The sequence below is a fragment of the Pseudonocardia sp. genome, assembly GCF_029263155.1.
In the GTDB taxonomy this organism is placed as follows: Bacteria; Actinomycetota; Actinomycetes; order Mycobacteriales; family Pseudonocardiaceae; genus Pseudonocardia.
Genome location: NZ_JAJCYB010000012.1, coordinates 39,468 through 51,067, shown reverse-complemented (window position 1 = coordinate 51,067; position 11,600 = coordinate 39,468). Strand labels below are relative to the sequence as shown.

General features: G+C 75.1%; 11 protein-coding genes. 6 read left to right on the top strand and 5 right to left on the bottom strand.

What is annotated here, in order from left to right:
* On the bottom strand, window positions 1-768 hold a 768-nt coding region (locus tag Q1K26_RS01870; protein WP_300007366.1), incomplete at its 3' end, for a DUF222 domain-containing protein.
* Between the two features lie 341 nt (window positions 769-1,109).
* On the opposite strand from Q1K26_RS01870, the gene Q1K26_RS01865 reads away from it, so the two are divergent.
* Complete coding sequence (locus Q1K26_RS01865) at window positions 1,110-1,829, top strand: PIG-L family deacetylase (protein WP_300007365.1); 720 nt, start codon at window positions 1,110-1,112, stop codon at window positions 1,827-1,829.
* A 182-nt stretch (window positions 1,830-2,011) separates the two neighbouring features.
* On the top strand, window positions 2,012-3,607 hold the full coding sequence (gene menD, locus Q1K26_RS01860; protein ID WP_300007364.1) for a 2-succinyl-5-enolpyruvyl-6-hydroxy-3-cyclohexene-1-carboxylic-acid synthase: 1,596 nt from the start codon (window positions 2,012-2,014) through the stop codon (window positions 3,605-3,607).
* Between the two features lie 9 nt (window positions 3,608-3,616).
* On the opposite strand, the gene Q1K26_RS01855 is transcribed toward menD, so the two are convergent.
* The 3 genes from Q1K26_RS01855 to Q1K26_RS01845 form a co-directional block, all read right to left on the bottom strand.
* Complete coding sequence (locus Q1K26_RS01855; protein WP_300007363.1) at window positions 3,617-4,276, bottom strand: response regulator transcription factor; 660 nt, start codon at window positions 4,274-4,276, stop codon at window positions 3,617-3,619.
* Entirely contained in the window at window positions 4,276-5,751 is a 1,476-nt protein-coding gene (locus Q1K26_RS01850) for a HAMP domain-containing sensor histidine kinase (RefSeq protein WP_300007362.1), read from the bottom strand. Before Q1K26_RS01850 ends, Q1K26_RS01855 begins: the two co-directional genes overlap by 1 nt.
* 167 nt (window positions 5,752-5,918) lie before the next feature.
* Window positions 5,919-6,461: a hypothetical protein gene (locus Q1K26_RS01845; protein WP_300007361.1), complete on the bottom strand. Its 543-nt coding sequence runs from the start codon at window positions 6,459-6,461 to the stop codon at window positions 5,919-5,921.
* A 241-nt stretch (window positions 6,462-6,702) separates the two neighbouring features.
* Here Q1K26_RS01845 and Q1K26_RS01840 point away from each other — a divergent pair, with 241 nt between their 5' ends.
* The 4 genes from Q1K26_RS01840 to Q1K26_RS01825 all read left to right on the top strand — a co-directional run bounded on the left by Q1K26_RS01840 (window position 6,703) and on the right by Q1K26_RS01825 (window position 10,068).
* On the top strand, window positions 6,703-7,329 hold the full coding sequence (locus Q1K26_RS01840; protein WP_300007360.1) for a TasA family protein: 627 nt from the start codon (window positions 6,703-6,705) through the stop codon (window positions 7,327-7,329).
* A gap of 77 nt (window positions 7,330-7,406) precedes the next feature.
* A complete protein-coding gene (locus Q1K26_RS01835) occupies window positions 7,407-7,994 on the top strand; it encodes a signal peptidase I (RefSeq protein WP_300007359.1) in 588 nt (195 codons plus the stop codon).
* A complete protein-coding gene (locus Q1K26_RS01830; RefSeq protein ID WP_300007358.1) occupies window positions 7,991-8,761 on the top strand; it encodes a hypothetical protein in 771 nt (256 codons plus the stop codon). The genes Q1K26_RS01835 and Q1K26_RS01830 overlap by 4 nt, the downstream gene beginning before the upstream one ends.
* Complete coding sequence (locus Q1K26_RS01825; RefSeq protein WP_300007357.1) at window positions 8,758-10,068, top strand: calcium-binding protein; 1,311 nt, start codon at window positions 8,758-8,760, stop codon at window positions 10,066-10,068. The genes Q1K26_RS01830 and Q1K26_RS01825 overlap by 4 nt, the downstream gene beginning before the upstream one ends.
* Window positions 10,069-10,355: 287 nt before the next feature.
* Here Q1K26_RS01825 and Q1K26_RS01820 read toward each other — a convergent pair whose 3' ends face one another.
* The gene (locus tag Q1K26_RS01820; protein ID WP_300007356.1) at window positions 10,356-11,594 is read right to left on the bottom strand and encodes an isochorismate synthase; all 1,239 of its coding nucleotides are present in this window, start codon (window positions 11,592-11,594) and stop codon (window positions 10,356-10,358) included.
* Window positions 11,595-11,600 lie beyond the last annotated feature (6 nt).

Genomic DNA, 11,600 nt, shown 5'->3' with positions numbered 1-11,600 from the left:
GAACCCGCAGGCGTCGGCGAGGGCTTCGGCCTGGCGGGTGGCGGGGGTGCGGTCGTCGTCGGCGGTGCGCGGCCTGGCGCCTGCGTCGATCAGGGTGGCGATGGCGTCGAACATCGCGGCGTCGTCGTAGCGGCCGGCGAGGGTGCCGCCGGTGCCGCCGGGGTTGCGGTGCAGGCGCAGCTCGTTGACCGCCGGGCGGGGTCGGTCGTCGGGTTCGGGGCCGTCGGCGTCGAGGGCGTCGACGAGCCGGGCGCCACGGACCTGCAGCTCGCCCGGTGTGCAGTCGGGGAGCCAGGCGGCGAGCTGGGTCTCGGCGCCGGCCCACACCTGTGGGGTGAGGCGCCGGGCGGCGTCGCTGCCCAGGACGCGGGCGATGACCTCGACGTGACGCAGGCTCGCCGCGCCCGCGTCGAACACCTGGGCGGTGGCGGGCAGGCGGGGCGGCAGAGCGGTGCCGTCGAGGCCGGTGCGCGGCCGGATCTGCTCGGCCGCGGTGAGTCGGCGCTTCGCGTCGGTGCGTTCCCAGCCCAACAGGTCACCGAGGGCGCCGGCGGTGGAGCGGTAGCCGCGCTCGGCGAACGTGCCGCGGCGTTCCAGGTGGGCCAGCGCGCCGACGACGACGCGGTCGAGCCGGCGCGCGGCGCCCTCGGCGAGGGTGAGCGCGGAGATCAGTTCGGCGTCTCCCGCGCCTGGTCCGGCCGCGGCGGCCAGCGCGTCGACCGCCTCGGTGAGGAGGCGGTGCGCGAGGGTGAGCGGGCTGTCCGACACCTCTCCATCGTACTCGAACTGAAGTTCGACAACAAGGTGTTTGAGCAGCTCAGAGCACTGAGATCGGCCGCTCTGGTGAGGTCTCGCACCCTGCTCGGGGCTGTGTCGTGTTGAACAAAGATCGGCATGGCGACCCGCAATCCTCGCCGATGATCAGGGCACCCTCCGCGCCCAGGCAAGGCCTGCTCGGCGACCTGTCATGTCCGCCTGGCCGGCGAGCGCGCGTGCTTCCAGGCGCGGCTGTCGGCCACGGCCTGAGTCACCTGCTCTCGAACCGGTCCACAGCGACTCCAATCCCCGGAAGATTCCCCCGGACGCCCGGACTCGACAGGATCAGGGCCATGCCCGAGCCCTACGCCCCCATGCCCGACGACTGGCAGCGCGCGCTCGCCGTCGTCGCCCATCCCGACGACCTGGAGTACGGCGGTGCCGCGGCGATCGCCCGCTGGACGTCCGAGGGGAAGGACGTCGCCTACCTGCTGGTCACCCGCGGGGAGGCGGGGATCGACTCGCTGCCGCCCGCGGAGTGCGGGCCGCTGCGCGAGGCCGAGCAGCGCGCGGCCGCCGCGGAGGTGGGCGTCGGGGTCGTCGAGTTCCTCGACCACCCCGACGGGCTGATCACCTACGGCGTCCCGCTGCGGCGCGACATCGCGGCCGCGATCCGGCGGCACCGGCCCGAGCTGGTGGTCACCGGGAACTTCCGGGAGAACTGGCCGGGCGACGTCGGCTACAACATGGCCGATCACGTGGCCGTGGGGCGGGCGGCGGTCGACGCGGTGCGGGACGCGGGCAACCGCTGGCTCTTCCCGGACGCGGGCGAGCCGTGGGGCGGGGTGCGGTGGGTGGCGGTGGCCGCGTCGCCGCGCAACTCGCACGCCGTCGACGTCGGCGCGCACTTCGACCGCGGCGTCGCCTCGCTGGCTGCGCACGCCGCCTACCTCGCCGCGCTCGGCGGGGACATGGCCGACCCGGAGGCGTTCCTCCGGCCGATGGCCGAGGCCGACGGCGCGCGGCTGCCGGGCGCGCGGCTGGCCACGGCGTTCGAGCTGATCGCGATGTGACGAGCGGTGCGGTGCCGGCCGATCGGTCGTCCGCGGGGGTCACGGCCCGGCGTGATCGATGGATGGGAACCCGCAGGCGTCGCGGAGGCGGTGGCGCGTTCCGATGCGCTGATCACTGCCGTCGGCCGGTGGGCCGGGTGCTGTGGAACGCCGCGCCCCGGTGGCCGCACTAGGCTCGGGTCGTGGACGACTCGACGGCGCACGCCCGCGTCACCGTCGACGAGCTGGTGCGCTGCGGCGTCACCGACGCCGTGTTCTGCCCCGGCTCCCGCAACGCCCCGCTCGCCTTCGCGCTGCACGCCGCCGACGCGGCGGGACGGCTGCGGCTGCACGTGCGCATCGACGAGCGCACGGCCGGGTTCCTCGCGCTCGGCCTCGCGCTGCGGTCCGGCCGGCCGGTGCCGGTGTGCACCACGTCCGGCACCGCGGTGGCGAACCTGCACCCGGCCGTGCTGGAGGCGTCGCACGCCGGGGTGCCGCTGGTCGTGCTCACCGCCGACCGTCCGCCGCAGCTGATCGGGACCGGGGCCAGCCAGACGATCGTGCAGGACGGCATCTTCGGGGGCGCCGTCCGGCTCGCAACCACGAGCGTCACCGCCGGGGGCAACGCGCACTGGCGGTCGCTGGTGGGGCGCGCGCTCGCCGCCGCCATGGGTGCACCGCCGGGCCCGGTGCACGTGAACATGCCCTTCGGTGAACCGCTCGTCCCCGGCCCGGACCCGGCGTTCCCGCCCGGCCGGGACGGCGACCGGCCGTGGACGTCGGTGCCGCGGGCCGTACGGAGCGCGCCCCCGCTGCCGCTCGACCCGTCGGCCCCGACGCTGGTGATCGCCGGCTCGGGCGCGCCGGAGCTCGAGGTGGCGGCTCCCGTGGTGGCCGAGCCGTCGTCGGCGGTGTGGCCCGGGGCGCTGCGGGCCGGACCGTGGCTGCTCGACACCATCCGCCCCGCGCAGGTCGTGGTCGTCGGCCGCCCGACCCTGCACCGGCCGGTCCAGCGCCTGCTCGCCGACCCCGACGTCGCCGTGTACGCGGTGGCCGACGAGTACGGCAGCGCCTGGACCGACGTTCCCGGCACCGTCCGTGCCGTCGGCTCGCTGCCCGCCCTCACCCCGCCCGCCGGCTGGCTCGACCGCTGGCACGCCGCCGACGAGTCCGCGTCCGCGGCCCTGGACAAGGCCCTCGACGACCCCGCCGCGCCCGCCGGCCTGCGCCTGTCCCGCGCGCTGGTGGCCGGACTGCCCGACGGGGCGGCGCTGGTGCTCGGCTCATCGAACCCGGTGCGTGACGTCGCGCTGGCCGCCGCCCCCCGCCCCGGTCTGACCGTCCTGGCCAACCGCGGGGTGGCCGGCATCGACGGCACGGTGTCGACGGCCATCGGTGCCGCACTGGCCCACGGGGGCCCCGCGTACGCGCTGATGGGCGACCTGACGTTGCTGCACGACACCACCGGCCTGGTCATCGGCCCGGACGAACCGCGCCCCGACCTGACGATCGTCGTCCTCAACGACGGCGGCGGAGGAATCTTCGGCCTGCTGGAACAGGGATCGGCGGAGCACTCGCACGCCTTCGAGCGGGTCTTCGGCACCCCGCACGCCGTCGACGTCGCGGTCCTCTGCGCCGGGCTCGGGGCGACGCACCGCGTGTCCGCCGTCGACGGCCTCACCCTCCCGCGGCCGCGCGGGATCACCGTCGTGGAGGTCCGGGCCACGCGGGCCGGGCTGCGCGAGGGCCACGCCGCGCTGCGCGCCGCGGTGCGCGACGCGCTCCGGGAGCCCTGAACGCGCGGGTCAGCGGACGAGGCGCGCGAGGGCCACGGCCTCGAGCTGCGAGCGGACCTCCAGCTTGGCGAGGATCGACCGGACCTGGGTGCGGACGGTGCCCTCGGCCACCACGAACTGCCGTGCCACGTCGGCCACCCGCTTGCCCTCGACGAGGCAGTCGAGCACCTCACGCTCCCGCGGGGTCAGCCGCGCCCAGCGACGGTCGAGGTCGCTGCGCGCGCTGCGTGCGGCGTGGTGCTCGGCGACGAGCGCGTCGCGCCGCTGCGCGTCGAACACCTGCCGCCCGTGCGCGGCCCCGGAGACGGTGTCCACGATCTCCTCGAAGGGTAGGTTCTTCGGCAGCCACCCCAGCGCGCCGGCGGCGACGGCGCCGGCGACACGCTGCCGGTCCACGCTGCCGGTGAGCAGCAGTACCGTCCAGCCCCGCGACCGGATCGCGGCCACCAGCTCGGCCCCGTCGATGCCGGCGCCCGTCGCGTCCCTGCCGAGGTCCAGGTCGAGGACGACCAGCCCCGACCGAGCCCGCGCCAACCCGGCGTCCAGGCTCCCGTCGGCGGCGGGGTCGATGCGCTCGACGTCGAGCCCCTGCTCCCGCAGGGCCGTCGTGAGGGCCACCGCGACGAGCGGGTGGTCGTCGACGATCAGGATCGGCGCGACCCCCGTCATCAGCTCGCCAGCTCCCGCAGCGGGCGTGCCGGCGCGGCCGGCATCTCCAGCACGGCGAGGCAACCGGGGCCGTCGGCGGCGGGGCCGACGTGCAGGTCGCCGCCGTGGGCCCGCATCAGGTCGCGGCTGATGCCGAGCCCCAGCCCGCTACCGCCGGTGACCGGGCTGCGCCGACCCCGGCGCAGCGCGGCCCGCTCCTCACCCGGGGCGATGCCCGGCCCGTGATCCCGGACGAGCACCTGCACGCCGCCGTCGACGGCCGACGCGCTGACCCGCACCGCGGACCCCGCCGCGTGCCGGGCGCAGTTGATCAGCAGGTTCGTCACCACCTGTACGAGTGTCTCCGCCGACCCGATCGTCCGCAGCCCGGCCGGCACGTCGAGATCGATGGTGGCGCCGCTCGCCCGCTGCACGGCCACCGCGGTGGCCAGTGCCCGGTGCACGTCGACGGTCCCCGGTTCGACCGTTGGGGCGGTGCGGCTGTCCAGCATGCGGGTCAGCCGCTCCAGTTCGGCGGTCACCGCGTCGCCCAGTTCGGTCCGGTCGTCGTCCTTGCCCGCGAGCAGCGCGGCCGCGCCGCTGAGCCCGAGCACGAGGTTGCGCATCTCGTGATCGCGGTCGTGCGCATCGCGTTCGGCGGCGTCCCCGGCGTCCTCCGCGGCCCGCACCGCCGACGCCGCGGCGAGGTCGCGGTCGCGCTGCCTGCGCAGTGCGGCCCGCAGGTGGGGGAGCACCCCGGCCAGTATCACGGCCACCGCGATCGGTCGCAGCCCGGTGAGCGCAGGCCACGGGAGGACGATCCCCATGGGCACCAGCCCGCGTGCCCCGTGCGCGACGGCCAGCAGCATCATGCCGAGTCCGACCCTGCGCAGCAGCACGCTGCGCAGGCGCAGCCCGGACACGGTCGACGCGACGCCGACGCCCAGCAGGACGGTGGCGACGGCGCCGATCGCGAGGGCGAGGGCCGTCTCACCGGGGACCAGCCCGGGCGCGAGCGCCGTGCTGGCGACGACCGCGAGGCTGCCGGCCACGGCCACGGCCGCCGCGGGCCACGACAGCGTCGGCTCGCCGCGGCGGGACAGCCCGAGGCCGAACAGCACCGTCGCGCTGGCCAGCGCGAGCAGGTCCAGCAGCTGCCCGACCGGTCCGATCGAGGTGGCGAAGCCCGCCGCCGCGATCGGCAGGACGAGCCCGCCGTAGACGAGCAGGCCGGAACCGATCCGCAGGGCCGCGGGGTCGCCGTCGAGCCGTCCCGCGAAGGAGACGGTGAGCGCCGCCCCGACCGACCCGGCGACCGCGAGCAGCGTGAGGACCTGCTGCACCTGCGCCTGGAGCATCGCAGGCATCGCGGCGAGCACGATCCCACCGAGCACGACGGCGAGCACGATCGGGGTGAGCAGCGCCGAATCACGGATCAGCCAGTTCTCGGTCCACCGGCGCTGGGAGACCGACTCGGGAGATGCGTTGTCGGACAAGGCGAAAATACTCCCTCGTACCGGCGCGAAAATGCGGGCGCCGAATGGAAGGCGAGCGAGGAGATGCGGGGAGCGATCTCGGTTCGGTGTGGTTGTCGGGGGGGCGACGGTGGGCCTGGGGAACGAGTACGCCGTCATCTGCGCCTTCGGTGGCGTCGCGCGGGGTGTTACAGAGCGGACACACCTGCGCAGTCCTCGCGACGGGGGTCGCGGCGGCGACCGTCCCGGAGGTGGTGGGCGGCCACGAGCAGCAGGAGCAGCGCGGCCAGGAAGAACATGCCCGAGGGGGTGCTCACCGCCGACCAGATCGCCCCGAGCCACGGCACGCCGTACAGGTAGACACCCTCGACGGACTGCCACCTGATCGCGTCGGCGGCCCCGTTCGCGCTGCTCACGACAGGTGCGCCGGTCGCGTCGAACGCCTCGACGACGCCCAGGCTGCGCACCCCGCTCCGGCCGGGCGCCACCGCGACCACGTCACCGACGACCGGGGTGCCCGGTCGTACGACGACGAGCGCCCCGGCGGCCAGGTCGGACCGTTCGCCCGCGGTGTCGACGGTGACCGGACGGCCACCGGCGAGGGCCGGAACTACACCCGCAAGGAGTAGCGCGGTCGCCAGCAGGGCGGCGATCCCTCCGGCTGCCACGGCCGGCAGCAGTCTCGCGGCCGTGATCAGCCGGTGCCGCCGGTCAGGTTGCGTCGCACCCATACCCGTTCCTTCCGACCATCGGCTCCGGTCCTGGTCCATAGTGCGATGTCGACCGTCCACGGTCATACCTGAAATTGGGTACCGGTCCGCGTCGGGCGGACCCCGGAATACCCAATCTTGGAGATGGCCGGGCTCCGGGGAACTGTCAGAGTTCCTCCCGTCACGCCGAACCGCTTCCCCAGCCCGCTCGGCGCGCTTCCCCCGCACACCCGGCCCCGGCCGGCTCCCCGAAGGACGAAACATGATCATCGACAAGCAGAAGAAGAAGCTCGTCGCGGGCGCCGTCGCCGGCGTCGCGGCCCTGGCCCTCATCGGCGGCGGCACCTTCGCCCTGTGGTCCGACTTCGACACCGTCACCGGCGGCGAGGTCGGCGCGGGGACCCTCACACTCACCGCAGAGGGCGCAGGCGTGTCGGGTGTCGAGGTCGGCAAGCTCGTGCCTGGCGGCGGGGTCGACAACAGCTTCGCCGTCGCCACGAATGCCGACGACTCCGACGTGTCCGGCCGCCTCACCGTCACGCTGACAGGTCTCGTGGACGACCCCGACACGTGCAGCAGCACGAACTCGGAGGCCGCGGTCGACGACTGCGAGGAGGGTGGTCCCGGTGACCTCTCGGCGGAAGCCGTCGGCGTGATGTCGGCCAAGGCGGGTCCGTGCGGCGGCAGCGGTGTGTTCGCGGTGGTGAACCCTGCGAGCGCGTTGGAGAACTACGAGAACTTCAGCGTGGACACCGGCCTGGACCTCGCGCCGGGTGACGAAGCGTGTGTCAAGTTCACGGTCAGCCTGCCGGCCGGGGCCACGGACGCGAGCCAGGGCGACTCCGCCACCTTCGGCGCCCGATTCGACATCGCCCAGACCGTCACCTGATTCGCCCTTTCCCGAAGGCGGGGTCGGCGTCATGACGCCGGCCCCGCCCGCTCCACCATCCACACCAGGGGGAACCGGTGAAGGTGCTCCGCATCGCCACCACACTGCTCACCACGGCCGTGCTCGTCATCGGGCTCGGCCTGGTGGCGTTGCTGGTGATCGTCCCGCGGGCCACGGGAACGATCCCGCTGACCGTCTACACCGGCTCCATGGAGCCCACGATCGCGACCGGCGCAGTGGTGCTGATCGAGCCGGTCGACCCGGCGACGCTGCAGGTCGGGGACGTGATCACCTACCAGGTGGCGCCGGACGTCGACGAGTACATCACCCACCGGATCATCACGATCCAGCCCGGGACCGATCCGCCGAGCTTCGTCACCAAGGGCGACAACAACGCCGGTGAGGACCTCGACCCGGTCCCGGTCGGGGCGGTGCGCGGCAAGGTGTGGATCGACGTGCCGTACGTGGGGACCGCCCAGCAGTTCGTGACCGGCCGGGCCGGGATCGCGACGATGGCGGTGCTGGCCGGCCTGGTCCTGCTGGGCACCGTGCTGAAGCGGATCTTCCGCAGTGACCCCGACGAGGCCGCGGGCCCCGGCCAGGCTGCGGACCCCGACGACCCCGAGGCCACCATGGTGCTCCCGCGCGTCGGACACCGCTCGTGAGGCGCCTCGCCGCGGCGCTCGGTCTGGCCGCGCTGGCGCTGGTCGCGATCGCCGGCCCGGCCGCCGCCGACGCCGACCACCCCCCGGTCGGCGTAGTGGTCCACCACGACGACGGGACGCAGTCGCGCGCCATCCGGATCTCCCAGCTCTACCCGACGGCCGAGCGGCAGGTCGTGCTGTTCCTCGACGGGGAGTCGACGGCCGACGCCCGGCGGATGCAGCTGTCCGTGTCGGGCCTCGCCGACCGGGAGAACGGGTGCGGGCGCCCCGAGACCCGCGCGGGCGACACCTCGTGCGGCGACGGTGCCGACCAGGGCGAGCTGTCCGGTCTCGTCGAGCTCGCGGTCACGGCGGGCCGCGTGGACGGGGACGGCTGCGCGACCACCGGCACCTCGGCGGAGTCGACGCTGCGTGGCCTCTCCACCGACCCGGTGGTCGTCGGGCTCCCGGACGCGGGCGGGGTGCTCTGCGTGGTCGTCGACCTCCGGCACGCCGAGCGCCCCGGCGACGACGTCACGCAGTCCGACTCGGCGCGGTTCGACCTGCGGATGGACCTGGACGCGATGCCCGTCGCGGCGGCCGCGCCCGGCGCGACGTCGACCGTGACGATCCGTCCCGCGAGCGTCGTGGACGGCGCGGTGGTCGACCTCGGCCCGGCTGCCGACGGGATGCCGCTCGGCGTGCCGCTGGTGATCGCCGGTGTCCTGCTGGGCTGCGGGGCGACGCTGCTGGCCGTGCGGCACCGCGCAGCGGGAGCGACGCCGTGAACGGCAACCGGGCCCTGCTGACCGCCGCGGGCGGCGTCCTCGTCGCGCTGGCGGTCACCGTCACCGCGGGGACCTACGCGCTCTACTCGGACTTCGACACCGCCACCGGCAACAGCGTCGCCGCCGCGTCGGTGGCGCTGGGCCCCGGTGCCTCCGGTGACCTCGAGCTGGTCTACCCGCCGCTGCAGGTGGACGTCCCGGCGGTCGGGATGCTGACCGTCGACTACCGGGGCACGGTCGCCGCCGACGTCACCCTCGGCCTCGAACCCGGACCGGCCACCGAGTTCTGCGAGCACGGACCCGACGGCTGGCACAACCGGCCCGGCCTGGCGCTGGTGGTGACGGTCGGTGAGAACGGTCCGGTCGGCTACTGCTCGTTGCTCGACGCCGAGCCCCTGCCCCTGCGCCCTGCCGTGGCGCCCGATTCCGGCCCGTTCACGACGCCGATCGAGCTGGTTCTCACCGAGAACACGCTGCCGGGCGACGTGGTGGTCACCGCCGTCGACGCGCTGGTGATCCAGGCCAGTGGCGGGTTCACCGACCGGGCCGCCGGGACGCTGAGCGCCCCGGTCCAGCCGGCGCCGCCGCCCACCCCGGAGCAGGTCCGGGCCGTGGAGGAGACCTCCGCGGCGCCCCCGGGGCTCGCCACCGTGCTCCGGACCGGTCCACCCGACGAGGAGCTCGACCCGGCGCTCGTGCCCGAGCAGTGCCGGTCGACACCGTTCCGCCCCGACCAGGTCGTCCAGCTCACGCCCGACGACACCCGGCCCTGGGCCGCGGACGCCGCGCGGGGCGTCACCAGCGACCCGCTGCTGATCTTCGGGACCGACGGCGACGACGACATCACCGGCACCTCGGGCGCGGACTGCATCGTCGGTGGCGACGGTGCCGACCGCCTCACCGGGGGCGACGGGGACGACGTGCTGCTCGGCGGGGCCGGGAAGGACGTGCTGCTGGGCGGGGACGGGAAGGACACCTTCGACGGCGGCACGGACCGGGCGGTCTGCGACGGTGGGCCCGACGGCCGGGCGACGGGCCCCGGCTGCGACCCCGCCCCGACGGCGACCGCCACGCCGTCGCCGACCACGACCGAACCCCCGGTGGCGACGACCCCGCCCACCTCGCAGCCCGAGGTCGAGCCGTCGACGGAGGACCCCGTGCCGACGACCACGACGGAGTCCGGGGCGTCGGGCACCGGTGCGCAGGGCGGGCGGGCCGAGCCGACGACCGAGGCCCAGGTGAGCGGAACTCAGGGGGCCGAGGCGCAGGTCGGCGACACGCAGCCGACCGGGAAGCCGTCCGCCTGACATTCCGAACCTGACATTCCGACGGAGTCGGCCGAACCGATCGATCCGGCGTCGCGCCGGACCGTCCCAGCGGGAGCCCATGAAGTCGTCCAGGCCCGCCATGAGCACCGGAAGGACGGACGAGCCCAGGCCGCGCTCGATCTCCGCGCGGAAGCGCGACAGCAACCCGAGGTGCAGCGCCGGCGCGGTCTTGCCGACGTACCTACGTCCCCGGACGACGGCGATCTGGTCGGACGTGGTGAAACTTGCGCACTAGCAACTTCCGTTTCATGGAGGTCTCGCCGACGTCAGTCGCCCTCCAGCGCGTCCCGGACCGGGATGAGCTTGGCCGCGGCCTCGCGGACCTCGACGTCGGGATCGGAGTCGGCCACGATCCCGCACCCCGCGAACAGGCGGGCCACCCGGCCGTCGAGCTGGGCGCAGCGCAGCGCGATGCCCAGCTCCCCGTCGCCCTCGGCGTCGACCCAGCCGACGGGGCCCGCGTAGCGACCGCGGTCCATCGCCTCCAGCTCGGTGATGAGGTCGACGGCCACCTTGCGCGGGGTGCCGCCCACGGCCGCCGTCGGGTGCACCGCCTCGGCGAGGGCCAGCAGCGAGGCGGGCGTGATCGGGTCCAGGTGGCCCCGCACGTCGCTGGCCAGGTGGGAGACGTTGTGCAGGGCCAGCACCTCGGGGACGGCGGGGACGTCGAGCGAGGCGCACATCGGCTCCAGCGCCGAGCTGAGGGACTCGACGGCGAGCGCGTGCTCGTGACGGTCCTTGACCGAGCCCATGAGCCGGTCGGGGACCCCGTGGTCGGCGTCGTCGCGCGCCCACATCGTGCCGGCCAGCACGCGGGACTCGACGACGTCGCCGGTGCGGCGCACCAGCAGCTCCGGGGTGGCGCCGACCAGCCCCTCCACCGCGAACGACCAGCACGTCGGGTAGCGCTCGGCCAGCCCGCCCAGCAGGTAGCGCGGGTCCAGCCGCTCGTCGCCCGCGGCCAGCAGGTCGTGGGCCAACGCGGCCTTGTCCAGCTCGCCGGCGCGCATCCGGCGTACCGCCTCGGCCACCGCGGTGCGGTAGCGGGCCACCGGCAGCAGCCCGTCGGAGTAGCGCAGGGTGCCGCTGGGCCGCACCGGGCTCACCGCGTGCACCACCGACGGGCCGTCGCCATGGGAGAACTCGGTGATCCAGGCCCGCCCGCCGCGACGGCCCACCACCACGCGCGGCACGACCAGCACGGAACCGGCCGAGTCGTCGCTGAAGGTGAAGCTGGCGAACGCCACCGGGCCCGTGCCGGGGGCCCCGACCTCGTCCCGCACGGCGACGCCCGCGACGAACGTGCGCCACCACTCGTCGGCGTCGGCGAAGCGGTCCGGGCCGCTGCCGGTCCAGCGCGCCACCTCGCCCCAGCCGACGAGCCCGTCGTCGCCGCGCACCCACGAGATGGGACGGTCGTCGGGCAGCAGCTCCAGCAGGTCTCCCGGGTCGGCCACGGGCCTGGTACGGACGCGCACACCGGTCGGTAGCGGGGCGATCGTCACACATCG